22 protein-coding genes are annotated in these 23,245 nt (G+C 68.6%); 2 read left to right on the plus strand and 20 right to left on the minus strand.

Going from position 1 to position 23,245, the window contains the following annotated elements:
* Nucleotides 1-9 precede the first annotated feature (9 nt).
* Complete coding sequence (locus tag FB468_RS13915) at nucleotides 10-1,344, minus strand: NAD(P)-binding domain-containing protein (protein WP_141887869.1); 1,335 nt, start codon at nucleotides 1,342-1,344, stop codon at nucleotides 10-12.
* A 74-nt stretch (nucleotides 1,345-1,418) separates the two neighbouring features.
* Here FB468_RS13915 and FB468_RS13920 point away from each other — a divergent pair, with 74 nt between their 5' ends.
* Both FB468_RS13920 and FB468_RS13925 read left to right on the plus strand, forming a co-directional pair.
* On the plus strand, nucleotides 1,419-1,772 hold the full coding sequence (locus FB468_RS13920) for an ArsR/SmtB family transcription factor (protein WP_130109620.1): 354 nt from the start codon (nucleotides 1,419-1,421) through the stop codon (nucleotides 1,770-1,772).
* Entirely contained in the window at nucleotides 1,772-2,392 is a 621-nt protein-coding gene (locus FB468_RS13925) for a GNAT family N-acetyltransferase (RefSeq protein WP_141887870.1), read from the plus strand. Before FB468_RS13920 ends, FB468_RS13925 begins: the two co-directional genes overlap by 1 nt.
* A gap of 13 nt (nucleotides 2,393-2,405) precedes the next feature.
* On the opposite strand, the gene FB468_RS13930 is transcribed toward FB468_RS13925, so the two are convergent.
* The 19 genes from FB468_RS13930 to FB468_RS14020 form a co-directional block, all read right to left on the minus strand.
* Entirely contained in the window at nucleotides 2,406-3,890 is a 1,485-nt protein-coding gene (locus FB468_RS13930) for an ATP-binding protein (RefSeq protein ID WP_141887871.1), read from the minus strand.
* A complete protein-coding gene (locus tag FB468_RS13935; RefSeq protein ID WP_141887872.1) occupies nucleotides 3,887-4,741 on the minus strand; it encodes a hypothetical protein in 855 nt (284 codons plus the stop codon). The genes FB468_RS13930 and FB468_RS13935 overlap by 4 nt, the downstream gene beginning before the upstream one ends.
* A gap of 59 nt (nucleotides 4,742-4,800) precedes the next feature.
* Complete coding sequence (locus FB468_RS13940) at nucleotides 4,801-6,264, minus strand: SCO6880 family protein (RefSeq protein WP_141887873.1); 1,464 nt, start codon at nucleotides 6,262-6,264, stop codon at nucleotides 4,801-4,803.
* 4 nt (nucleotides 6,265-6,268) lie between these two features.
* Nucleotides 6,269-7,582 (minus strand): TrbL/VirB6 family protein, encoded by a 1,314-nt coding sequence (locus tag FB468_RS13945; RefSeq protein ID WP_141887874.1) that lies wholly within the window; start codon nucleotides 7,580-7,582, stop codon nucleotides 6,269-6,271.
* A 17-nt stretch (nucleotides 7,583-7,599) separates the two neighbouring features.
* Nucleotides 7,600-7,872, minus strand: a complete 273-nt coding sequence (locus FB468_RS13950; RefSeq protein ID WP_053385960.1) for a DUF6112 family protein — start codon at nucleotides 7,870-7,872, stop codon at nucleotides 7,600-7,602.
* A gap of 83 nt (nucleotides 7,873-7,955) precedes the next feature.
* Complete coding sequence (locus FB468_RS13955) at nucleotides 7,956-8,222, minus strand: DUF6112 family protein (RefSeq protein ID WP_141887875.1); 267 nt, start codon at nucleotides 8,220-8,222, stop codon at nucleotides 7,956-7,958.
* The gene (locus FB468_RS13960; protein ID WP_141888379.1) at nucleotides 8,219-9,394 is read right to left on the minus strand and encodes a M23 family metallopeptidase; all 1,176 of its coding nucleotides are present in this window, start codon (nucleotides 9,392-9,394) and stop codon (nucleotides 8,219-8,221) included. The genes FB468_RS13955 and FB468_RS13960 overlap by 4 nt, the downstream gene beginning before the upstream one ends.
* 17 nt (nucleotides 9,395-9,411) lie before the next feature.
* Entirely contained in the window at nucleotides 9,412-10,074 is a 663-nt protein-coding gene (locus FB468_RS13965; protein WP_141887876.1) for a hypothetical protein, read from the minus strand.
* Nucleotides 10,075-10,164: 90 nt separating this feature from the next.
* Nucleotides 10,165-11,265 carry a ParB N-terminal domain-containing protein gene (locus FB468_RS13970; protein ID WP_141887877.1) on the minus strand — a complete coding sequence of 367 codons (1,101 nt, stop codon included), beginning with the start codon at nucleotides 11,263-11,265 and terminating at the stop codon, nucleotides 10,165-10,167.
* Nucleotides 11,252-12,130: a hypothetical protein gene (locus tag FB468_RS13975; protein ID WP_141888381.1), complete on the minus strand. Its 879-nt coding sequence runs from the start codon at nucleotides 12,128-12,130 to the stop codon at nucleotides 11,252-11,254. Before FB468_RS13975 ends, FB468_RS13970 begins: the two co-directional genes overlap by 14 nt.
* A gap of 93 nt (nucleotides 12,131-12,223) precedes the next feature.
* A complete protein-coding gene (locus FB468_RS13980) occupies nucleotides 12,224-12,709 on the minus strand; it encodes a hypothetical protein (RefSeq protein ID WP_246055900.1) in 486 nt (161 codons plus the stop codon).
* Complete coding sequence (locus tag FB468_RS13985; protein ID WP_211359140.1) at nucleotides 12,706-13,548, minus strand: DUF2637 domain-containing protein; 843 nt, start codon at nucleotides 13,546-13,548, stop codon at nucleotides 12,706-12,708. The genes FB468_RS13980 and FB468_RS13985 overlap by 4 nt, the downstream gene beginning before the upstream one ends.
* Complete coding sequence (locus FB468_RS13990) at nucleotides 13,545-14,450, minus strand: bifunctional DNA primase/polymerase (RefSeq protein WP_170219788.1); 906 nt, start codon at nucleotides 14,448-14,450, stop codon at nucleotides 13,545-13,547. The genes FB468_RS13985 and FB468_RS13990 overlap by 4 nt, the downstream gene beginning before the upstream one ends.
* Nucleotides 14,450-15,556 (minus strand): ArdC family protein, encoded by a 1,107-nt coding sequence (locus FB468_RS13995; protein ID WP_141887879.1) that lies wholly within the window; start codon nucleotides 15,554-15,556, stop codon nucleotides 14,450-14,452. The genes FB468_RS13990 and FB468_RS13995 overlap by 1 nt, the downstream gene beginning before the upstream one ends.
* Before the next feature lie 217 nt (nucleotides 15,557-15,773).
* Entirely contained in the window at nucleotides 15,774-16,616 is an 843-nt protein-coding gene (locus FB468_RS14000) for a helix-turn-helix transcriptional regulator (protein ID WP_246055901.1), read from the minus strand.
* Between the two features lie 423 nt (nucleotides 16,617-17,039).
* Complete coding sequence (locus FB468_RS14005) at nucleotides 17,040-17,981, minus strand: class C sortase (protein ID WP_246055902.1); 942 nt, start codon at nucleotides 17,979-17,981, stop codon at nucleotides 17,040-17,042.
* A 286-nt stretch (nucleotides 17,982-18,267) separates the two neighbouring features.
* Nucleotides 18,268-19,839 (minus strand): SpaH/EbpB family LPXTG-anchored major pilin, encoded by a 1,572-nt coding sequence (locus FB468_RS14010; protein WP_170219739.1) that lies wholly within the window; start codon nucleotides 19,837-19,839, stop codon nucleotides 18,268-18,270.
* A gap of 62 nt (nucleotides 19,840-19,901) precedes the next feature.
* Nucleotides 19,902-23,000, minus strand: a complete 3,099-nt coding sequence (locus FB468_RS14015; protein ID WP_141887882.1) for a DUF7927 domain-containing protein — start codon at nucleotides 22,998-23,000, stop codon at nucleotides 19,902-19,904.
* A complete protein-coding gene (locus FB468_RS14020; protein ID WP_141887883.1) occupies nucleotides 22,993-23,181 on the minus strand; it encodes a hypothetical protein in 189 nt (62 codons plus the stop codon). Before FB468_RS14020 ends, FB468_RS14015 begins: the two co-directional genes overlap by 8 nt.
* Nucleotides 23,182-23,245 lie beyond the last annotated feature (64 nt).

Consider the following 23,245-nt stretch of genomic DNA (forward strand, 5'->3'; position numbering starts at 1 on the left):
ATTTGGGTATCAGTGGACCAGGGGTGGTGCCCCCAGCTGGATGAGCTGCGGCGCAGGCGCGCAGCAGGGCCCGGCCGCGGACTGCTCGTCGGGCGCGTCGAAGAGGCCGGAGCCTCCGCACACGCCCGTGTCGGGCAGGGCGAGCTCCACGCGCTCGGCGGCTTCGCGGTCTCCGGCGATCGCGGCGACGACGCTGCGTACCTGCTCGAAGCCGGTCAGGGCGAGGAAGGTCGGCGCGCGTCCGTAGGACTTCGCTCCCACGATGTAGAACCCCGGCTCGGGCTGCTCGAGGTCGGCCGCGCCGGTGGCCCGGACGGAGCCGCAGGAGTGCACGTTTGGGTCGACCTCCGCGGCGATGCGCGTCGGGGCCTGCAGGCGCATGTCGAGGTCGAGACGGATCTCGGAGAGGAAGGATAGGTCGGGGCGGAACCCTGTGGCGACGAACACCCGCGCCGCAGGCGCGAGCTGTCGGCCGTCCTCTGCAACCAGTACTGCCTGGCCGCCGTCGATGACGACCTGTTCAGTGCGGAACCCGGTGACGAGGTCCACGAGGCCGTCTTCGACGGCCTTCTTCGCGCGCTGGCCCAGCGCGCCGCGCTCGGGCAGTTCGTCGGCGCTGCCGCCGCCGAAGGTGTTGCCGACCGTGCCGCGGCGCAGCACCCAGCTGATCCGTGTTCCGGGTTCGCGCTTGGCCACCCTGGACAGGATCCCGATCGTGGTCGCCGCTGAGTGCCCGTTGCCGACCACCACGACATGCTGACCCGCCAGCGCACTGGCATCCTCGATCGCGGGCATGCGGTGCTCCATGAGGCCTGCCTCGATCGCTGCACGCTCGCCGAGGGCGGGAAGCCCGTCGGCGCCGGCGGGACTGGGCGTCCGCCAGGTGCCCGAGGCGTCGATCACGGCGCGTGCTTCGATCCGCTCCTCGCTGCTGTCCGCGGGCTCGACGTGCACGATGAAGGGCTGCTCAGCGCGTCCCGCATCAACCGAGAGATCGCGGCCCTTGCGCCCCACGCCGATCACCCGCGCCCCATACCGGATGCGATGACCGAGGGTCTCCGCGAGCGGCGCGAGGTACTGCTCGATCCACTGCGCGCCGGTCGGATACCCCTGAGTGGGCGCCATCCAGCCGGTGGGTTCCAGCAGGCGTCGCGACGCCGCATCGGTGAGCTCCGTCCACGGCGAGAACAGCCGCACGTGCCCCCATTCGGCCACCGCCGAGGCCGGCCCAGTGCCGGCTTCCAGGATGAGCGGGTTCAGGCCGCGCTCGAGCAGGTGCGCGGCCGCCGCGAGTCCCTGCGGGCCCGCGCCGATGACGACGACGGAATCCATATCAACCTCCATGCATTGATGTTCTTCGATGTGACAAGCCTGCCGAACGCATCGACATCTGTCAATACGTGAGGCAGAATGGAAGCATGGCTGCTCTCCGCTCGACGATTGACACGACACCCGCGCAGGGGCCGTGCTGCGCCCCTGCGGCATATCCGATGGTCGATGACGCGACCGCGCAGCAGCTCGCGAAGGTGTTCAAAGCGCTCGGCGACCCGAACCGGATCAAGCTGTTCTCGCTCATCACCGCGAGTGCGAGCGGGGAGATGTGCGTGTGTGATCTCACCGAACCCGTCGGGCTGTCGCAGCCGACCGTGTCGCACCACATGAAGCTCCTTGTCGAGGCCGGGCTCGTCACCCGTGAGCAGCGCGGCAAGTGGGCGTACTACCAGCCCACGACCGGCACCCTTGTCGACGCAGCCCGAGCATTCACGGCCTGATGGAGTCGCTCCAATTCAGGCCGATGGTCGAGGCTGACTGGCCCGAGGTCGAGAACATCTACCGGGCCGGGATCGCGACCTGGCACGCCACCTTCGAAACCGCTCCACCCAACACCTGGGCCGCCTTCGCCACCGGCAAACGCCCGGAACTCAGCCTCGTCGCCGTCGACTCCGAGGGGCAGGTTCTCGGGTGGGCCGCCGCCTCACCCGTCTCGGCGCGGGCCGTGTACGCGGGCGTCGTCGAGCACTCCATCTACATCCACCCGGATGCTGCAGGGCACGGAGTCGGCTCAGCTCTCCTGACCGCGTTCCTCGAACTCGCGGACCAGGTGGGGGTCTGGACGGTCCAATCGTCGATCTTCCCCGAGAACACCGCAAGCTTGCGCCTCCATGAGCGGGCCGGGTTCCGCGTCGTCGGACGGAGAGAACGCATCGCCCGCATGGAAGCCGGGCCATACGCCGGACGCTGGCGTGACACCCTCCTCGTTGAACGCCGCACCACAGCTGACCCTGCAGAAGCACGAGGTGAGGGTGCATCTTCCACGAACATGCACCCTCACGCGCACTCCAGCGGCCCGTCGACCCGCATCTTCACGCTGAATCGCCTTCAGAAATCCTGAACTTACGGGGAACCTAGAGCATCCGGGCGCGGGTGTCAAAGAGCTCTAGCTCGGCGGGATGCAACTGCGCTTGCACGACGAAGCTGCGGTCTTTGATCTTCCAGAGCCCCTGCCCGATGCCGAGTCCTGGGAGGAGGGATCGTTCGGTGCCGGTGAGTCCGAGGGTCTGCGCGGTGACGCTGAGCTGGTCGGATTCTTGCCGGTACACGATTCTCGTTTCGGCGTTCGCGAGCAGCGACGACGCGAGCGCCCTCATTCGGGAGCCTTGGTCGCCGACGTTCTCCAGGTCGGTGAGCTTGTGGAAGATGAGCAGGTTGCTGATGCCGTAGTGGCGGGCGAGCCGCCATTGCGCATCCATGCGGGCAAGCAAGCTTGGGTAGGACATGAGGCGCCAGGCTTCGTCGTAGACGACGAAGCGCTGCCCGCCGGAGGGGTCTTGGAGCGCTGATTCCATCCATGCCGCCGAGCAGGTCATGAGCACGGCGAGCAGGGCGCTGTTCTCGGAGACGCGGGACAGGTCGAGGGAGAGCATCGGCAACGTCGGGTCAAACTTCTCCGTCGACGGCCCATCGAACAGGCCGCTGAGGTCCCCTGCGACCAGTCTTCGGAGTGCGTGCCCGAGCATCCGCCCGTCTTCTGCGAGCCGGTCGTCGGGGTCGTCTGTCGGTGAGGGGGTGAGGATGCGGTCGACGACCATCGGGAGGATCGGCACCTCCGCCGATCTGACCGTGTCTGCGAGGGCGATGTCGATCGCGGTGTGCTCGACCGGGGTGAGCCTCCGGTCGAGCACGGTTTCCGCGAGCGCGCCGATGAGGTCGCGGCGGCGGGCGGCGACTTGCGCCGCCCAGTCGGCGTCCGGGATGCCCGCGGCCCGGTATCCCTCATCGAGCGGGTTCAAGCGGGTCGGGAGCGAGGGGCCGAGGACGATCGCGCGACCGCCGACGGCGCGGGCGACGGGGGTGTGCTCGCCTTTGGGGTCGCCGGGGACGTAGACGCGCCGCCCGAACGGCAGCGCCCGCGTGTAGAGCGCTTTCGCGAGCGACGACTTCCCGCTGCCGACGATCCCGGCCAAGATCACGTTCGGGGCGGTGATGACGCCCTGCCGGTACAGCTCCCACGGGTCGTACACGAATGACCCGCCGGAGTAGAGGTCTTGCCCGATGAAGGTGCCGGCCGAGCCGAGCCCGCCTTCGGCGAGAAACGGGTAATGCCCCGACAAGGTCGCTGAGGTGTCCTGGTGGCGTGGGAGCCGGAACCTGCCCGGCGTGCGCAACGACGCCGCCCCGTCCTCTCCGGCACGCGGCAGGTAGCGAGTGGCACGGCGGGCTTCGCGTGCTGCTGCCGCCTCCGCCCGCGCCCTCGCCACGGCTTCGGCGCGGGCTTCGGCGTGGATGCGGGCGGCGGCCTGGGCGCGGGCTTTCCGGTGCCGGCGGAGTTCTCCTTCGGGGCCGACGAGCACCGAGGTATGCAGACGTCCCGCGTCGGTGTCGTTGCTCATCGGCCGAGCCCCCGCCCGGCCTGCCTGCCGGGCTGCTGACGGTGGATGTGCGGGGCGCCGAGGCGTTCTCGCCGCGATTCTACCCGCGCGGCCTCGCGCGCGAGGATCGGCCCCGCCCGCACCCCAGAGGCAGCGGCGGTCGCAGATGACGGTAGTTCGGCGGTGGTGGCGGCGTGGCGGGGGTCTTCGAGGCCGAGGAGCACCGGGGACGGGAGGGCATCTGCTTGGCGGTAGAGGCCGAGGTGCCGGTGGTCCTGGTTGTAGACCAGCGTGTAGGCGTCCAACTGCACGGTGCGGTCGAGGGACCCTTGCGGGGGCGTGTCGTAGACGTACCCGTTCTCGAGTGCGGCATCCACGGTCTCGTCACCGGAGTCGTAACCCGCGAGCTCCTGGATCACGGCATCGGCGCCGCCATGGTCGATGAGATCGAGGAGCCGGTCTGCTTCGCCGCCTTGCAGGAAGACCACGTTGATGACCCGCCCCGCATCCTCCTGCACCTCTATGGTGGGGGGCCAGGCGATCCGACCCGCTGCCGCGGATGCCGCGTCGAGGCGTCGTTCCGCCTCACCAATCAGCGCTGCCGCCTGCTGGAGCTCCCCGGCGGTCGCGAGCGCGTCACGGACGCCCGCGGCGCGGTCTCCGGCGTCGTCGGCAGCGCGGTCGCACAGGTTCTCGTGGGCGGTGGCGATCTGGGTGAGGACTTGTTCGAGGGATCGGACGCTGCCGAGGAGATCGCCGAGCACCCCGTACATGTCCTCCGGCTGGTCGAAGGTGCGGCTGGCGTGCGCGAGCGCCCGCATCGCCTCGTAGGCTTCCGTGGCGCCTGCGACGGGATCGGTGAAGGTGGGCATGGCCGGGCTCCAATCGTGAAGGGTTCATGTGCCAGGTGCGTGAAGGTTCGCCGCCGGTGTCAGATGGGGCGGCAGAGCGGGAGCGCGGCCGCAGTGAATGCCTGCGCTTGCTGGCCGACCAGGCGCCGGGTTTCGCAGGACGCCTGGATCGCGGCCTGCTCGATCTGCGACACCGCGGCACCCAGTTCTCCGGCGGTGGGTGCGGAGACGGAGACGAGGCCGACGACGCGGAGCACCCCGTGCCCGGCCGTCAGCTCGCTCTCTTGTTGCAGCACATCGCCGTATTCGGCGGTGGCCTGGGTGTCTTCGACCTGGCCGATCTTCCGGCGCTGGGCGGCGTCGGCCACCATCTCGGTCTTCTTCCGCCGCAAATCACGGGCGGCCTGATCCGCCCGCACCGGCAGGTAGTGCAGCGACAAAGAGCGCAGCACCCCGCCGGTCAGCACGAGCGGGGCGAGGAAGCCGGGGAAGGTCTGGGCTCTGGGCCATTCGCTGATCCACAGCACCGCGTGGTGCGCGCTGTCGGAGCGCAGCCGGTCCCAGGACTCGTTCACCGCGACCGGGCCCGCGGTCGCGAGCTCCCGGCCGAGCGCGCCGTGGCGTTCGAGGGCGGGGCCGGCGGCGGGGTCGTAGGCGGTGCGGAGGATCAGGGCGACATCCCCAGGGGTGAGCCATCCCGTCAGCTGCAGCTCGGCGGCGCGCAGCGCGGTCTGGAACGACTGCATCTCCTGCCCGAGCACCACAGCCGCCCCCTTCATGCCGCCGCCCGCGGAGCGGATCTGCCGGTTCGCGGCGCGCATGTCGAGGGAGAGCGACACGGTAGTCGCGTGGCGTTCCCCGGCCGGGCCCGCCCGTTCGATGAGCTCCCGATAGGTGTTCGCCGCCCAGGAGCCGTCATCGCTCCCGTGCTCGCGCCACCATTCGGTCAGTCCCGACCCGGAATCGGGGAGGGTGCGCTCTTGCACCTGGATGCGGGCGATCCTCCCGGACCGGCACGCAGCGGCCAGGACGCGACCCCATCCGGTGACGCGGCGCTGCTGCTCGCCAGGGTCGAGAAGCACGAACGCCGGATGCGCCACCCCGCACACGACCGTGAGGGTCTGGGCGTGCGGGTCGTGGATCATCGCCGCCCCCGTCTCGGGGTCAACCCATTCCCGGAGCGCGGCGAGGTCGCCGGGGAGCGCGAGCGTGCCCGCCGGGCGCGGCTTCATCACCCTGCGCCGGTAGGTGGTTTGCTTCGCGCGGGTGCGGAGGAGCCAGCGGGTGACGATCGGCGCCCACTCGATCAGCTTCCGCCCGCCGACGGGCACCCACGCGATCACAACCAGGGATGCCCACGCCGGCGACGACCAGGCAAGGCCCTGGCCGCCGCCGGTGTAGAGGCCGGTGACGATGATGCCCAGCGCGCAGGCGAGAACAAGGAGCTGTGGCAGGGAGAGGCCGAGGAGCAGGCCGCGCTTGGTGAGGCGGGAGAACTGCACCGGCCGCAGCTCGAACGACGCTTCGGAGGTGTTTGCGCTCATCGGGTTACTGCTTCCCGGTCGGGGCGGGCGGATCGGCTCGCGGCGGCGATGGCGGCGGGAGCACCGCGGGCGGCTGCTGCACCGGCGCAGCGGGTGGCGGGGCCGCCGGCTCGGACGCACTGTCGGCATGACCATCTGCGGCCTCGCTGATCGCGCCGCCGATCTTCGGACCCGCGGTCGCAGTCTCTTTCACGACGACTCCTGCGGCGACGGCCGCCGCGACCGGCGGCGCAGCAGCCGCGGCTGGGGCGGCCGCGCCACCGGTCGCTGCCGGTGCTGCGGTGCCGGCCGCGGTAGGCGCCGCGGCTGGTGCTGGGGTGGGTGCGGGCTTCGGCGTTCCGGCGCCCTTGCCGGTGTCCGCGCCGTCGAGCACCTGTTTCGGGGCGGGGCCGTTTGGCTTCGACGGGAGCGGGACGGGCCGGTTGAGGGCGTTCTTCGCTTCCTGCTCCATCGACGCGGCCTGGTACATGTCGAAGCCCACGAACGAGAGGAACTTGTACGCCATGTACGGGGCGAACGCGGCGACGAACAGCAGCACGATCCCGGCGATGGGTTCGGACAGGGATTTCAGGTCGAGGCTGATGGGGGCGGCGACCTGGGTGGTGGCGATGAGGAAGATCACCACGATCACGAGCTTCGACGCGATCAGCGCGACCACGAAGGTTGCCCACTTCCCGAACCAGCCGCGGGACGCTTCCCAGGTGAGGCCGGCGAGCGCGACCGGGCCGAACACGATCGCGACCAGCAGCAAGGCCTTGCGGATGAGGAGGCTGAACCAGAGGATGAAGATCGCGGCGATCATGAGGCCGGCGAGGAAGATCGTGAGCAGCGCCCCCGCACCACCGGCAACCGAAGTGATGGTGACCGCGGTGATGAGGAGCGCGAGCCGGTCGCCCATGCTCTCGATCGTCTGCCCGGTGGCCTGGATGATGCCGACGCAGAGCTGATCGGTGATTTCGAGCAGCAGTGCGGTGCAGGTGATGAGCACGAACGACCCCAGGATGCTCTTCGCAAGGCCCAGGGCGGCTCGGGTGAGCGCGGACGGGTCGCGGCGGGCAAGGCCGGTGATGAGCTGGAAGCAGAAGAACAGCAGGGTCACGAACACGGCGATGCCGAACAGGATGTTGTAGACCTTCACGTATCCGTCGCTGGTGACGTCGACGGAGGTGGTGGTGGAGAACACGTCCCACATGCCCTGGAACAGGGTGGACACGGCGAGCCCCATCGCGGAGGCGATCCATCCGAAGAAGAGGCCGGCGGGGCCCTCGCCGATCGCGGTGCAGACGGTGGAGACGCCGGGGGTGTCGCAGATACTCACCCTGAACCACCACCCGGCTAGTTGACGGCCTGGCCGACGGTCCAGAAGAAGTTGATGAGCGTCACCGCCGCACCACAGAGCACCGCCGCACCGCACGACACCAGTACCCCGGTCTTTCCCCTGCTCGCGAGGTGCGGGTTGCTGCTGTTAGCGCCGAAGCCCCAGACGATCGCCGAGACGATGAGCGCCAGCACGCTGAGGATGAGGCCGACGGTCATCACCGCGCCGACGATGTCGCGTAGCTGCGCGATCCCCGGAAGCCCGTTGCTGTTCGGGTCGATGTCGATCATGGTTGAGCACTCCTGCCGTTCGGTGGGATGGACGCGAACCGTCCGACAAGCAGGTGCACTCAGCGGCCCCGGCGGCCGTGCCCTTAGAGACGGTCGCCGATGGTGAGGAGGAAGTTGGCCCAGGCGATGCCGGCGCCGGCGAGGGCTGCGGTGCCGAGGGCGACGAACACGCCGATGCGGGCTTTCTGCGCCGTGTAGGGGTTGCCGGTGTGGGCGGCGATGGCCCAGATGGTTGCGGAGACGAGGAGGGTGAGCACGGCGCCGATGAGGACATAGGTGAGGAGCGCGCCGATCACCGCCGCGAACTCCCCGGACGCGCCGACGGCGCCGAAGTCGGGAAACACGTTCACCGGGCACCACCTCCTGCGTTCGCTCGGCATCCGGGCGCGCCCGTGCCGGTGCCGTCTGCCGGGACAGCGCCGTGCTGCGCGAGCCACTCGACGGCGTTCACCGGGGGCTGCCCCTGCCCGCCGGGGCGGATCTCGATATGGAGGTGGGGGCCGGTGGATCGGCCGGAGGAGCCGACATCGCCGATGTTCTGCCCGGCCGCGACCGTCTCGCCGCTGGTGACGTAGATGCCGTCCTGCCACATGTGCGCGTAATAGGACGCGACCCGGCCGCCCTTCACGGTGTGCTCGACGATGATCAGGCCGCCCCATCCGGAGCTGAACTCCGCGACGGTCACGCGGCCGTCGGCGACCGCGTAGATCGGGGTACCGTCGGCGGCGGCGAGATCGGAGCCGGAGTGGAACTGCCGCTCTCCAGTGAACGGGTCGGTGCGCCACCCGAAGCTGTCCGTGCTCGTGTACGAGCCCTCAGGCAGCGGGAACACGACGCGACTGGTCTCCGGCACCACCCCGCCACCATTTCCGCCGCCGGTGGGGGCGGGCTTGGTGAGGGCAGTGAGGATCGTGTCGGCGACGGGCTGCCAGTTCCGGTACCGATCCGGGAACGCCGACACTTCGACGGCCTGCGCCGCACTGCCTGGGTCCATCTGCTGCCAGCCGGGAATGTCGAGCAGGCCCCGCGGCGAGGGGAAGTTCGGCCCCTGCTCACCCCCGTAGAACGCCTTTGCCTGATAGGTCGGGTTCATGAGCTCGGCGACCGTGCCCCAACCCGCGACGGGCCTCATCTGAAACAACCCCAGGCTGTCGTGGTCGGCGGCGTCGCCGTCGTTCGGATAGTTCCCGGATTCGGGGTAGGCGCCGGTGTTGGCGAGCATCCGCAGCCGGGACTCGGTGAGCGCCGCCATGAGCGCGATCCGCACACCCGCCTGTCCGACGCCGGGGATGCTCGCCCCGGTGGTGATGATCGTCGCCGCGTGGGTGAGCTGCCGCTTCTCGAGCGTGACCGGGGTGCCGTCGGCGGTGGTCGCGGTGAGACGGTCCGGGATCGGGCCGACCGTCAGAGAATCCGAGAGGCAGAACCCCAACGGGCCCATGAACGCCCCCATGCCGACCAGCGCGGTAGACGGGCCGACGCAGAACAGCACCAGCAGCAGGACGAGCACCTTCTTCACCATCACCGAGCCGTCCTCGTCTATCGGAGCGGGGTGTCGAGGGCGGAGAGCCGCAGCAGCCGGCAGCTCTGGCCGTCCGGGCAGGCGGCGAAGATCGTGAACGACACCGGGCGCGCGTCGGTAACGTTCTGCCCTTCCCAGACGCCGGCCCGGTGCCGGGTGCCCGTGACCGTGTACGCGGTTGCACCCGGCGGGAGGATGCCGGGGCGGGCGTCTGCGACGATGCCCGCCCAGTTCTCAGGGACGGAGATCGTGTCGATGGTGAGCCATTGCCGGGTCGCATAGTGGCGCAGTTCGGCCCAGGTGTCATCGTCTGGGAAGTAGGCGCGGAGGTCTGCGGCAAGCCCCGGCGCCTCGTCCGGGTCCGCGACATCGACGATCGCCTGCATGTACTCATGCGTGGCGTGGCCGAGGCCGGTATCCCACCCGAACAGCCCCACCGCCACCTCACGCGCGAACCGCTCCGCATCCGAGACAGCCGGAAGCTCGGGCGGCGAGAGTCCCCGGTCAGAGTCAGGCGTGCCGAAGGCCGAGACACGGGGGCCGGGTGACGGTTCCGGGGCGGGGCCGCGCAGCAGGCCGTAGATGCCGATGCCGACGAGCAAGGCGAGGATAAGGCCGCCGCCGATGAGGGCGATACGGAGGCGCCGCGACGCCTGCTCCGGCTCGGTGATCTGACGCATACGGGGCTCCTTCCGGCGAACGAGCGAGTTCGGTACCCAGAAGGTGCACACCCCAACCCGACGTCGGCTCCACATGGCGGAGTTGCGGGTTCAGACGGCGTGCGCCCCGGGGCCGCCCGCGATGGCGCTCTTGCGTGCGGCGCGGATGAGGGCGAAGAACGCGACGGTCTCGGCGAGCACCGCTTCGGCGCGCTCCCACTCCGCCACAGTCAGCTCTGCGGCTAGGACGGTCGCGTCGTATTTCTGGGTCCACCCGTCCATATCGGCCCAGAGCGCGACGAACGCGCGCGGCGGCAGCACCACGAGCGCCAGCTTCGGACGCTCCACAGGCACCGGCTTCTTGACCTTCTTACGGCCATCGGCGGTGACCCGGGCGATCGCATCGGTCGCGAGCTGGGCGAGCTCCGCCGTCCGCGCCTCCCGGGCGGCTGCGGCCCGCACCTCCTCGGCAGAGGCAGCGGCTTGCATCCGCACGGGTTCCGGCTGGGCGGGGTCGGCGGCGATCCGGTCGAGCTCGTCCAGCGAGAGGGCGGTGTTCATGCGCAGGTGCGCGCCGTGCACTTTCCCGCCGGCCTCGATCCGCGCGACCTCCTCCGCGGCCTGCGCCCGGATGTGCGCGGGCCGGGCCTCGTCATGGGCGAGATCCTTCAACCGGCCGAGCTCTTCGAGCATCGAGTACGACTTCCGACCGGTCACCATCCGGGCCGCCTGCACGCGCGCGTCACCGGCCGACCGCGGTACCGCCGAATCGGCGGCACCGGAGACTCCCGCAGAATCCTGCGAAATCCCGCCCTCGGCACCGAACCGTGTTGCGGCCTGCCGGCGGGCGGCGTCTTCGGCGAGCACGACCTTGAGTTCCCGGTAGAGGGATTCGGCTTCGATCAGGGACAGGGGCTTGTGCAGCGAGTTGTCGTTCTGCTCCGCGAGGAGCTGGGCGAGGCGGCCGGAGAGATTCGACCGCACCCACACATTCGTGGAACGGTGCCCGAGCAGGCGCAGCGCTTCGAGCCGGCGGCGCCCGCAGACGAGCACCCCGTCCGGGGTGACGGTGATCGGCTGCAACAGGCCCTCCGCCCGGATGGACTCGGCAAGCGCCGGAATGTCGCCGAGGTCGGTGCGGTGGCGCTGGCCGACGGTGATGGAGTCGAGGGCGCGTTCCAGCTCGATATGCCCCGGGCTACTGGCAGCCATCGCAGCCGCCTCCGTCCGGGGCGGACAGCACCACCTCCGACAGCACCCGGTCGTCGGCGAGGAGCGCGCGGAGGGGTTCGCCGGTGACCAGGCGATGCAGGATGCCGCGGGCGGCGCTGGTGTGCGCCTGGTTCGGGTCCGGCGTCCCCAGCACGACTCGCAACATGGACAGCCACGAGGCGGCGGGGATGTCGAGGAGGGCGCGGGCGTGGTAGTCGCGGCGCAGCGACTCGAACGCGGAAGCCCGCGACGCCGACTCCGCGAGCCGGGTGACGATGTACTCGATCCCGCCCCGTGCCGCCTCGGCCGGCCAGCCGAGCAGATGGAACAGCGCGACCGCGTCCTCGACGGCCTGCCCCACCCGGGCCGAGGTCTCGTCGTGCTCGGGTTCCTCGATGCTGTCGGGGGCGGGGATCGTGAGGCTGTGATGGTAGTCGGTCAGCGGGTTCTCCCGATCACTGAAGCGTTCCGCGTCGTGGTGGGCGGAGAACTTCGGCCGCCTCGCCTGGTGTACCGAGCACAGCAGCCCGTTCGCGCGTTCCTCAGCGATGCAGGTCACTTTCACGGCGCGGGTGATGACAGCCCAGGGGTCATCGGCGCGCCTGACGGCACCGGAGCGCATCGCATCGAACGCCGCCGCTGCCGCCTCCCACGGGTCGAGGCCGTGCCGGCGCGCGAGCGCCGCGTACTTGTCGGCCGCGTGCCGCATGAGCGCTGCGACTTCGGGGTCGTGCCGCCACGCCCACCGGCCCTCCTCGTGCAGGCGGATCAGCAGGGCGCGGAGCCCTTCGGAATGCTCGAACCCCCACCGCGCATCCCGTTCAGGACGTGCGGCAGGGGTGCTCTTCGTGCGGGTCTGGTTCATGATGACGGCACCTCCTGATAGATAGGTGCGCCCCGTCTGCCTGGGGCCGGGAAGGTCCTGCGCGAACCGGGATGCTGACTCGTGCATGGCGGATCACCTCAGCCCCATCCCCGAACGCGCAGGCTCCGGTCGTGCCTGGCGCCTGCGGCCCCGGATCGACAGATCGGGCAGCCGCGAGGATCGTTCACCCCGCACCGCACGCTGTTCGGCGCGGTCCTGCTTGCGGTCGGCGCGGGCGTCGCGGAGGCGCTGGGCGAGCTCGGCCCGCAGATCGAGCCCCCACCCGGTCGCGCGGGCACCGCCCTGCATCGCCAGCTCGGTCGGCCGCACCCACCGGATCTGCGTCCGCCGCTTCGCCTCAGCATCCGGCTCCGGGGACTCGGCCTCCATTGCATCGCGCTCGACACCGTTGCGCCCGGTCAGGGAGGGGTCGCGGTGTACGGCCAGCATCGACCGCTCCGCCTCCACCTGCTCCGGCCCGCCCGGCAGGGTTCGTTCGGCGTTCATCGCCGCAGCGAGCGCGGGATGCAGACGCGACCGCGCCGCCTCCGCTACTTCGGGGTCGTGTTCGGGGTTCATGAGGGGTCCTCCTCGTCTCTGGGGTCGTCTGCAGCTGGTGCGGCTGCTGCATCGGCCGTCGGCGCAGCGGGCACCGGCTGCTCAGCGTCGACCTCGGCTTCTGGCGTGGTGCTGGCGTGCGGGAGCCAGCGGCCGACGGTCGAGGGGTGCACGTCGAGGTAGCGGGCGATCTTCTTGTTCGACCAGCCGCCCGCCCGCAGCACCTCCGCCACCTCACGCCGCGACCACCCACCCCGCCCCTGTTCAGGCATAGGCGGATCGCCCTCATCAGGGCCGCGTACCGCATCGGTCGTCGGCGCCGCAGCGAGAACCGGCGCAAGGAGCGTCGGTTCCAGCGACGCGACCGGCACCGGCCCGCCCGGCACTTCCGGGGCCTCGGCGTGCAGTTCCGCGGCTTCCTCGCCAGCCATCTCGGGGTCGTGTTCGGGCTGGTGGCGGGTGAGGATCACGGTGAGGTGCGTGATCGCGAGCAGCACCAGCGGCGGCACCGCCGCAACCGACGCCGCGAGCACCGCAGGCACGTCGGCACCTTTGACGACGATCGCATGAATCGAGTTCGCCGTCACCGACAACCCGGCCCCGCAGATCAACAGCATCCACGGATACCAGGCGGTGCGAGTGCCCGCGAGGGCGACGACAGCGACAGTTGCGACGACGATGATGCCGTCCACGATCAGCGGCCACGCCCACGCCTGCCCCTCCTCGATCCCGGAACGGCGGGCAAGATCGGCAAGCGCAGTGAAGGAGAGCCAGAACGCCCCGCACGCGATCAGCACCGTCCCCGCCACCGCCGTCACCACCGCGAGCCGGCCACCCCGGCGCTCCCTCCTCATGTTCATGCGAGCACCCGCCCTCGGCCGGCCCGAGCGTGCTGCGCGACCGAGCGCGACGCGCTGTTCGCGGATGCAGATGGCGTGCTGTTCGGGGTGCGGTAGGCGGAGCGGATCGTGCGCTCGATCTCCCGCGGCGGCAAGCCGATCCCTTCCGCGACCGGACCGAGCGCCTGAAACGCCTCCGCCAAGGTGGCGCCGTTCTCCGCGAGACGGCAGGACGCCCAGTACAGGCCGACGTTGCGTTCGCCGGTGCCCTGCCCGGCAAGCCACCCCGCGATCCGCCGTGTCCGTTCTTCGAGTGTGCCCCGAAGGGGAGCCTGAGGCCACGACAGCCGCACCGGCTTCGGGTCCAGGAACTCCCGCAGCGCGCCCGCATCGACGGGATGCACCTCGCCGGCGGCGAGGTCGAGGAGCCGATACGCGACCACCTCGCCGTCGATGATCGTTCTCGAGGGCGGGGCGACGATGTAGCCGGCGGTGCCGCGGAAGTCGAGCTGCGCCGCCCCCGACGCCCACGACCGCTGCTCGATGGCGGCTGCTGGGTAGTAGGCGTGCAGCCCGCCCGATGGGGTGACGACCTGCGCCGCCCACCCATCGAGCAGACCGGCCTCGGTGGCGTGCTGCCAAGAAGCGGGCCCGCGCAGCGGATCGCCCTTCACGTCGACATCGACGACCTCGATCCCCGAGATGGGGCCGGTCGGGATGCCGATGTTCGCTTCCGGCCACCGCCGCCACCACGCCTCGACCCGCGCGGGATCGGTGCTGGCGTCCTTGAAGCCGTGCGCGACGAGCGGCCGCTTCTCACCCGGCACGCACGGAAACACCGGCACCCCCAACGAGATATAGTGACGGGCGGCCTCCGGGAGACTCATGCGGGCGACCGGGACGAGGAGCTGTTCGGCGTCCATCACAGCCCCCGCACCAGAGACGAGGAACGCGCAGACCGCGCCGCCGGCTGCCTCCGCGCCGACGACCGGGTAGGCGGCTTACGCTCAGACTGCTTCGCTGCCGAGACCTCGGGGCCCTCGCGGTTGAGGCCGGGCGGGGTGCCGTCGCCGATTTGCTCGGTGTCGAGCCGATCCAGGATCTCGACGGCGACTTTCCGCACGCCCTCGGCGGTCGACTGCACCACCTGGACGGGGTTCTTCCCGTCGGCGGCCATCGCCCACCCCGACACATACGGGATCGTGTAAGCGCTCGTGTCCATCCCATGTGCGGCTCCCACCATGAGTGCGACAGACTCGGCTTCGACTTCGCCGATCCCGCGATGCTGGCGGGCTTGCTCCTGGTCGGGGCCGTGCAACTTCACGTGCGCGAGCTCGTGCACAAGGGTCTTCACCTGGGCGGCATCGTCCATGTTTGTCCGCACTGCCACCCATTTCTCGATGAAATGGGTCCGTCCGTTCGCTCCGCCGATCATGCCCTCATGTGGCACCGGCAGGAACTGGAACCCGGCCTCGGTCACCTGCCGGATCAGGCCGTCACGGAGCCCAGCCGGGGCTTCGCCTTCGAGGAGCTGCGGCGAAGGCGGGAGCGGCACGTCCGGGCCGCTAGTCTGGGAGATGTCGAAGACGTAGGCGACTTTCGCGCCGATCATCCGCGATCGCACTACTTCGCCCGGCTTCGGCTGCTCTTTTGGGGCGAGCTTGCGCCACGACATCGGATCAGCGGGGTTTTTCGACGCGAACTTCCCGGTGACCGGGGCGAGGATCGCGTACCCCTTCTGGCCCTTCATGACCTGGCGGCCAAGCTGTTCCCACTGCCGGAACCCGGCCACGTACGTCGGCATCGGGTCGGGCACCCGGCCGGCTTCCCAGGCGGCCTGGTGCTGGGCGAAGATCAACCACGAGTTGTTCACCGAACGGGAACGGAACTTCGCCGCGAACGTCAGTGCTTGTTTCCAGTCTTCGCCGGTGACCAGCTTCACGACCTGCGCGTTGAGCTGTTCGCGCACCTTATCGAGCTTCGCCTCCCGAGCAGCGCGCGCCTCCTCGGGGGTTCTCCTCGCAGCCATGACCGCCTCCTCTCGTCACCGGGGCGGCCCCGAGAACGGGGCGCCCGTGCAAGCGAGGTACGCCGGGGCTGCCGGCGGCGGGTCGAGACGGTCAGCGAACAGTCAAAGCGGCAGGTTGGCCGTCAGGAACCCGTGCGGCAACTGACGTAGTATCACGGATAGCACTTACCAGGGCAGCCAGGGTGCTGGTTCGGCATATTTTGGCGATTTGCTGCGCTCAAGATGACGAAAAGCTGGGCACGTCGATCTCGTGCAGCATCGCGCGGTAACGGCTAGGGGTGAGACCGGTGCAGTCCCGGAATGCGGTTGCAGCCCGGTTCCGAGACGCCCACCCGACTCGCTGCCCGGCCTCCGCGATCGACGCATCAGATTCGCGGAGAAGCCGTGCCATCTCCTCGACACGGAGCATTGTGAGGTACGCGAGTGGTGTCTTCCCATAGGCGTCAGTGAAAACGCGGACAAGCTGTGTCTGAGACAGGTGAGCTGCATCCGCCAGTTCGGGAATCGTCCACGAATGGCTGATGTCGGAATGTAATAGTTCACGCGCCGCGCGCGCTTCAACACGAAGTGGCGCAAAACGCCGGTCTCGTGGAACGGAAGGCCGGGTCCGCGCTCGCTGATTCGGAAGAATGCGCGTAGAGGAGATGCGGATGTGCGGGGAGACCTGATCGATCACGGCGTGCCAGAGCGCTTGCATCCGGTGGAATCGGTCGCGGTACTGCCCGTCGACGCTGAGCGCAACCAACTCATCAAGCCATGGCATCAGCAGGCCGACACGATCCTTCCCGAGTCGCATCAACTGGGCGGGTTCGGTGTAGATCGTGTCGGCGACGCTCTGGGATGCGAAGCGATCCTGCACCAGGTCGATGTATTGCCAGAAGAACTGATCCAGAATGAAATCCAGATCAAGATAGATCACGGTCACCGTGACGTGCCCCTCGGGCTGAGCGCCGCAGAGCACGTTCGCCCCGAGCAGCAGCACATCACCGACCCTCGCGTGCTTCTCGCCAAACTCGCTATACACGAGCGCAGATCCATCGCGCACGATGACGAGCTTCACGCAATCATAGGTGGCCGGGTCGATGGGCGGATGGAATATCCGCGTGCGCGCAAGTAGGGGTTGGAACCGGTCTGCAGCATGCAGACGTCGGGTTACGCGTACAGGGCCCGCGCCCCCGCTACCCGCCGTCGTCACGATCTCTCCGGAATAGCACTTCACCGTCCCCTACCCGACCGCCATGCCGCTCAAGCTGACGGACTGGGGCGGTTCTGTGCCCAGCCTCAGCAACCTTGCAACATCCTCGAACTTCCCGAGAGCCACGGCAGCAGATAATCAAGAACGGTCCTCGTCCCAGCGACCTTCCACGACTATGCGGCAGTTCGCGTTCGTCTCGTTCATGTGCGAGGACGCTCTTCGCGAAGACAGCCCGCACACAAGCACTGTTCCGAGGCTCCGAGCGGTGCGCCGACAAGTCGGAACCCCTTACCTCACCAGCTCCGACGTCTCCTCAGACGACAATGCCTCAACATCGTCAGTCTGCTCCCGCCCCGGAGCAGTCGCCTCGTCGATGCGGTCGCGTCTTGGGAGTGGGAGGAATACGATCACGCTCAAGCCGACTCCGCCGACGAGCCACACGATCCACCAGGGGAATCCCGCGGTGACTCCATCGCCGGCCACCTCCTGCCGTTGATCCTCTTGCTCGGGGAGATCAGCGATCCGAGTACCCCGCACGAGGAGCCGGTGACTATTGACGCCGATAGGGGTGCAAGTGATGAGTGTGACGTAATCCTCTCCCGGCACGATGCGCAGCGCATCGCTCTGATCCGGCAGAACAGTAAGGATCTGATCCACCTGATAGCGACTGGTCTCGCCGAGCACGGTCACCGTAAAGATGTCGCCCACGCGGGTCTTAGCCGGTAGCTCCGAGAACAGCTTCGCGTTCACCAGTCCCGAATGAGAGGTGAGTACCGAATGGGTCCCTTCGCCTCCGATCGGCAAGGAGGAACCGTACAGGTGGCCGACACCGCGGGAGAGCACGGAGTCTGCTGTGCCGTGGTAGATCGGCAGGTTGATCCCCGCCGAAGGATACGACAGGCGCCCCATCACGCCGGATGGCGCTGCCGCCAGAAGCTTCGTATAGTCCGTGAAAGCAGCATCCTCCTGCTCCGGGTTCACATCATAAGCGTAGGGATCGCGAAGCGGTCCTTGCGGCATCTTCTCGTTGTACGAGCGCGCGAGGGCGAGTTCAGCGTCACGATTCTCTTTCGGCATCTGCTCGACGGCATCGACGTAACCGGACAGCTCCGCATTGTGATTGCGGGTTGCGAACCAGTCGGCAGCGGAGTGGTACGTCAACAAAGCCACGCCGAGCACGATCATGATCTGCATCGGAAGACGTTTCTTCGTCTGCGAGCTCAGCTTCATGGCTTCTCCTAACGGGCCGGTCATGGGTGTGGAGCGTGAAATAGAGGAACGACCGGGGCGGCACCGGCTCTCGTTAGGGGGAGAGAACTATTCCGGCACTGCTCAGGGGGTGAGCAGGCGGGAGGGAAAGTGGTGTCCGCCCCGATCGTTGGATCAGATGCGCGACCTTGGGGAAAGGCGGTGGGCATCTGAGGTGACCAGGCTTGTCGCCGGCCTCGTTTGGGGGTGAGGCTCGGGAACTATCGCGTCAGGGGAATCGACCGATACGCCTGGCCGGTCAGGTGGCTCAGCTCTGCTGGCCGGTCTTGCGACGCGACAACATAGCAGCTGTCACACCGCCCGCGAGAAGCAGCAGACCGAGCACGGTGAGCACGGTGGTGCCCGCACCACCGGTGAGCGGGAGCTCGAAGCCGGCGTTGTGGGGCACGTTCTTCACCGGCAGGGTGATCTCGGTCGCCTGATCCGTGACCGTGAACTCGATCGGCTCGGCAAGCAGTTCGAAGCCCGCCGGAGCAACGGTCTCAAGCAGCCAGTAGCTCTGGTAACCCGCGTCGCCCTCAGCGACCTCTTCACCATCAGCGAAGTTGCTGTAGCGCAAACCATCGATCGCTGCCAGGCCATCGGCGTCCGAGACGAACTCCGACTGCTCCACGGCGGAGGCACCGGTGCCGGTCGTGATCGTCACGAAGCCACCCGCAGACGGATCGGCGGCGAACGCCTCGGCAGCGGCACGCGAGGTGAACACGCGGAAGGTCGCACCCTCAAGAGTCTTGGTGGTGTCCTTCGCGTCCTGCTTGAGGATCGTGAACCCACCGAAGCGGGTTTCCACCGGATCCGACGGAACCGGACCACCGGGCTCACCCGGAGGCGTGCAGTTCTCGGTCTCGCCTTCAGCGCACGGGGGCTGGTAGCCGGGATCGTTGGGATCCCAAGTGAAGCTGTGCTCGTTCGGGTACAGCACGGCGTGGTTGGCGATCTCGCCAGAGGCGATGACCTTGGTGTCGATCTCAACCTGCACCTGGGCAGTCGCGTCGGCCTGCCAGGCAGCAGCCAGCTTCGCCAGACCGGTGTCGGTGAGGGTGACGGAGACACTGTTGGTCGCGGCGAAGTAGTCGATGCTGTAGTCGCCGGTTTCGAGGGTTCCGCCGCCGGTGAGCGACACACGTGCCGGGGAGACGTACTCAAGCTTCGAGTCGAGCGGATCCACGATGCGGTAGCCGCTCAGCTCGGCCACCTTCGGGATGTCGCCGTTGATCGTCCAAGTTACGGTGTCACCGAGCTTCACGCTGTCCGCGTCTTCGACGGTCTTGGTGATTCCGGTGGTCGAGTTCTTCGGGTACACGTGCACGTCGTACAGCCACTCGCTGGTGTTCGTGGGGTGCGTGAGCGGCAGCGTGATGAGGAACGGATCCGAGGGAGTGACGCCGGCCGGGTAGCCGGTCTCGGTCACGAGGTACAGACCCAACGGCAGGCCCGAAAGCTGGGCCAGTCCGGTGCCGTCGGTGGTCGCCGAGGTACCGGCGACCGCTGCGGTGTCGGCCTGCGCCTGCGCGAGGGTCAGATTCGCGGCGGCCTCCCAGCCAGCGTTGGTGCTGAGGTCGATGCCGGGCACCTGCTTCGCGGTGAAGGTGATGCCACCCATCGGCTCCATATCGACGGTCTGCTCAAGGCCGTTGGCCTCGACGCCCAGCACGTCGCCCTGCTCGAACTTGTGGATGTTGAGCGTCGCGGTCGCGTCCGGATCGAGATCGACGATCGGGGCGGCCTGCGCGGCCGACCCTCCGCCGATCACGAGCAGCGCTGCCGCAGCAACCGCGCTCAGGCCCGCGAGCAGGCCTCTCTTACGTGGACTGGTCACTTTCTTATCCTTTCGATGGGTGACAAAAAACTTCGATGAGAACGCAGAGTCAGAGGAGGGGGTCATTCCGCCGGCCCCGTACGGGGCACGAGCTGGCGTCGAATCACCCAGGCCACCGCGCCCGCAGCGCCGGCGAGCAGCAGCCCGAACACCAGCAGGTTCACGCCCAGGCCGCCCGCGAGCGGCAGCGGGATCGCGGCGATGTCGGTCACGCGGATCGTGTCGGCGGCGTTTCCGACGACCGTGGCCTGCGGGTTGAGGACGCTCTGGTGGATCGTCACTGCACCCTGCGAGTCGAGCGTGAACGCGACCGGCTGCGCCAGGAGGCTGTGCCCGGCAGGAGCCTTCGTCTCGATCAGCCAGTACGTGTCACCGGGACGCAGCGAGGAGGTAGCGAACCTGCCGGTCTCCCCGGCGACCGGGGTCACGAGGATCGGCGCATCCGGATCGGCGTCGGCTGGCGCCCCGTTGTCATCGGTGCGGATCTCGAACGCCGAGCCGTCGATCGGGCCGGCGTCACCGGCACCCTCGGGCGTGCCCCATTTTTCGATGAAGATTCCGGCGAGCACCGCATGGGTGGTGCTGCAGGGATGCTCCGCCGTGCACGCCATCGGCGGGAACGGGAGCGTCGGCGACGCGGGGTCGCCCGGCTTCACGGTGTGCGTCGCGATACCGTGGGCGCGGTTCGTGAGCGTCACGAATCCCGCATCGTCCTTCACAATCACTCGGTAGCTGAGCACCGCCCGCCCGCCCGGGGGCACCTCGACAGGGTCGGATTCCAGGGTGGTACCGGCCGGATCGGGCATCGGCTCCGGAGTTCCGCCGTTGAGGGACACCTCCGCGGAGCCCGGCACGAACTCGGCGTAGGCGAGCACGTCGCTCAGGTCGTCAGTGAGGATCACCGCGTGGATCGCGCCCTTCACGCTCTCGGCCGTCACCCGGTAGGTGATCTCCTGGCCCGGCGAGACTTCGGCACCCGTTTCGGGGTCGGCGGCCTTCTCCATCGTCCAGGAGTGGACAGGGTTCGCCGTGCACGTCGTGCTCGCGGCAGGGCAGTCCGTCGGCGGGTTCTGCCCTGCCGGAACCAGGAAGTTGCCGAGGTTCGAATCGCCGCGCTCGCCGTCCGGCTTCACTGTGACGGTGAACGTGACCGTGCCCGTGTTGACCGCCTGCGGCAGGGTGCCTTCGACGTGGAGCTGATCGCCGGCGGCGTTGAACGTCGCGGTCGCGTTGCCCTGCAACGGCGGGGACAGCACCAGCGAGTCCTGATCGATGACCGCATCATCGACGACGCCGGCGAGGTTGTCGACATAGTCGATGTGCGCCGCGGGGTTGCCGACCTTGGAGAAGGTCAGCGTGTAGGTGAGAGTCTGCCCCGCGATGACCGGGGTGGTCTCGCCGACATCGACGCTCTTGGACGCGGTGAGCGTGGACTTCTCAGCCTCGACCGCCAGCAGAACCGCATCGACCGCGAATCGGTCGCAGGAGTCGAGCACCTGCACCTTCAACAGACAGTCCACCGGATCGGCCCCGGTCGGTGCCGTAAACACCGGGTTCTGCGCGGTCGCTTTGTCGAACGACCCGCCGCAGCTCGACGTCCACTGGTAGCGGTAGGCGGGCTCCCCGCCCGAGGCGTCAGCCGTGAGCTGCACGGTCTGCCCGGCGGCGACGGTGGTCTTGTCTGCGGCGGCCTGCACCTTCGGGCCGCGGTCGATGCCGGTCATCAGGTTGAAGTTGAAGAAGGCGCGCTGCGCGGCCGTTTTCTCGGCGGTTGTCCCGGAGCGGGTCAGGTCGTGACCGCCCTGGTACATGACCATGCCGTTCGTCGGATCGCCGAAGCCGCGCCCGTATACCATCTGCGCGGCCGGGCCGAGCGACCTCTGATCCTTACCGGGCAGGATGTTCTTCTGGTCGGGATCCCAGGTCAGGACGCGGGAGGTGTCCCGCCACTGGCTGGTGAGCGAGGGGAGGTAGATCTGCTCGGAGCCGTTCTGCGACGAGCCGTCGGTGGTGCCCCAGAACTGCATGATGGGATCGCTGCGCTGGGTGGTCGTCTCGTACGGCACGGATCCGTCATCGTGGTTGCCGTAGGGCACCATGCCGTTGGTGGTCAGGAAGGAGAAGCTGCCCAGCGGGTAGGTGATGCCTCCCGCGGTGCCCTGCATGTTCTCGAGTACGCTCACGGCGTGGCAGCCGGCCCAGATGTAGCCGCCCTGCTCGTTGAAGTTGAGCAGATTGCTGTGCGTGGCAACCGCAGGGTCGGCGTGCGGCATCACGTAGAGGTCGTCGCAGGAGGTGAGCTCGCTCGGCTCCTTGAAGTACGGTTTGCGAGGATCAAGTTCAGCCGGCTTGGTGCTTGACTTGTTGAAGCCGATGCCTGCGTTCGTGTAGTAGGCGCCGGCGATCGAGCCGTTCTTCGCATCGAGAGCGGTCTTCGGCCAGGACTGAACTTCGCCGTATACCGGGGCGGTGAAGCCCTCGGTCACCCGGTCGAACACGACTCCGTCAGTGGGTTTGCCTTTGCTGTCCACCCCGGCGCCCCACTGGTTGATCGCGTTCTGAATGAACGGAACATACTCGGGCATGATGATGAACGCGCCCGTGGAGTACGTGCGGGTCTCGGTGGTGCCTGCGGGCTTGATCCGCTCGGTCGTCGCGGTGAAGTCGACATCCGCATCTGCCGCTTTATCGTCGGCGATGACCCACAGCACCGGCACCTGATAGTTCAGCAGCAGATCCTGCACGAACCCGTACGGGCGGAGCTGGTTCGCGTAGGTGCGGCCGAAAGTGCCGTTGCCTCCGAAGTCGACGATCACCGCGCCCTCCGGAATCGTCTGTCCGGTTGCGGTCTCCGGCAGTACAAACGGGCTCACCTCGACCGGCATGTTCTGGGGATCTTCGACAAGGCCTGGGGTATCACCGGCAGGGTCATCGGCGGGCGCATCGTCCGGTTCCGCACCATCGGGCTGGCTCGGCGCCTGCTCATCTGGGGTCGGGCCGGTTTCGTCGGTTGCGGCCTCGTCCGGCACAGCCTCGATCGTGTCGGCGGGGAGATCGTTCTCGGCCCAGGCAGCGAGCGTAGGCGCCGTGAACAGGCCCATCGCGAGGATCGCGACCGTGAACAATGAGGTCAGGAGTAGGCGAAATCGTGACTTAGTCATGTCGAGCGTGCTCCTCGTTCGGTGCAAGGTTCTGAGCGGGGGCCTCGCCGCAGTGAGCGACGAGCGGGACGGTGACAGTTGCGGCGATGACCGGCGCGTCCCACGTTGATGAGGCCAATATCTGCCGGGCAGAGGCGGACTCGCCAGACGTCGTGGTTGCGTCCGGAGCAGCGTCTGTCACAGGAGCCCCCTTCGCGATGCCGTGTCTGCCGGTTGCCGGAGGAAGCATGCGTCGACCGGCGCCC

It is taken from the genome of Leucobacter komagatae, assembly GCF_006716085.1.
In the GTDB taxonomy this organism is placed as follows: Bacteria; Actinomycetota; Actinomycetes; order Actinomycetales; family Microbacteriaceae; genus Leucobacter; species Leucobacter komagatae.

What these genes read in the sequence shown, in the direction of transcription:
- FB468_RS13915 (WP_141887869.1), bottom strand. Translation starts at nt 1,344, where the DNA reads ATGGAGGTTGATATGGATTCCGTCGTCGTCATCGGCGCGGGCCCGCAG.
- FB468_RS13920 (WP_130109620.1), top strand. Translation starts at nt 1,419, where the DNA reads ATGGCTGCTCTCCGCTCGACGATTGACACGACACCCGCGCAGGGGCCG.
- FB468_RS13925 (WP_141887870.1), top strand. Translation starts at nt 1,772, where the DNA reads ATGGAGTCGCTCCAATTCAGGCCGATGGTCGAGGCTGACTGGCCCGAG.
- FB468_RS13930 (WP_141887871.1), bottom strand. Translation starts at nt 3,890, where the DNA reads ATGAGCAACGACACCGACGCGGGACGTCTGCATACCTCGGTGCTCGTC.
- FB468_RS13935 (WP_141887872.1), bottom strand. Translation starts at nt 4,741, where the DNA reads ATGCCCACCTTCACCGATCCCGTCGCAGGCGCCACGGAAGCCTACGAG.
- FB468_RS13940 (WP_141887873.1), bottom strand. Translation starts at nt 6,264, where the DNA reads ATGAGCGCAAACACCTCCGAAGCGTCGTTCGAGCTGCGGCCGGTGCAG.
- FB468_RS13950 (WP_053385960.1), bottom strand. Translation starts at nt 7,872, where the DNA reads ATGATCGACATCGACCCGAACAGCAACGGGCTTCCGGGGATCGCGCAG.
- FB468_RS13960 (WP_141888379.1), bottom strand. Translation starts at nt 9,394, where the DNA reads ATGGTGAAGAAGGTGCTCGTCCTGCTGCTGGTGCTGTTCTGCGTCGGC.
- FB468_RS13965 (WP_141887876.1), bottom strand. Translation starts at nt 10,074, where the DNA reads ATGCGTCAGATCACCGAGCCGGAGCAGGCGTCGCGGCGCCTCCGTATC.
- FB468_RS13970 (WP_141887877.1), bottom strand. Translation starts at nt 11,265, where the DNA reads ATGGCTGCCAGTAGCCCGGGGCATATCGAGCTGGAACGCGCCCTCGAC.
- FB468_RS13975 (WP_141888381.1), bottom strand. Translation starts at nt 12,130, where the DNA reads ATGAACCAGACCCGCACGAAGAGCACCCCTGCCGCACGTCCTGAACGG.
- FB468_RS13980 (WP_246055900.1), bottom strand. Translation starts at nt 12,709, where the DNA reads ATGAACCCCGAACACGACCCCGAAGTAGCGGAGGCGGCGCGGTCGCGT.
- FB468_RS13985 (WP_211359140.1), bottom strand. Translation starts at nt 13,548, where the DNA reads ATGAACATGAGGAGGGAGCGCCGGGGTGGCCGGCTCGCGGTGGTGACG.
- FB468_RS13990 (WP_170219788.1), bottom strand. Translation starts at nt 14,450, where the DNA reads ATGGACGCCGAACAGCTCCTCGTCCCGGTCGCCCGCATGAGTCTCCCG.
- FB468_RS13995 (WP_141887879.1), bottom strand. Translation starts at nt 15,556, where the DNA reads ATGGCTGCGAGGAGAACCCCCGAGGAGGCGCGCGCTGCTCGGGAGGCG.
- FB468_RS14005 (WP_246055902.1), bottom strand. Translation starts at nt 17,981, where the DNA reads ATGAAGCTGAGCTCGCAGACGAAGAAACGTCTTCCGATGCAGATCATG.
- FB468_RS14015 (WP_141887882.1), bottom strand. Translation starts at nt 23,000, where the DNA reads ATGACTAAGTCACGATTTCGCCTACTCCTGACCTCATTGTTCACGGTC.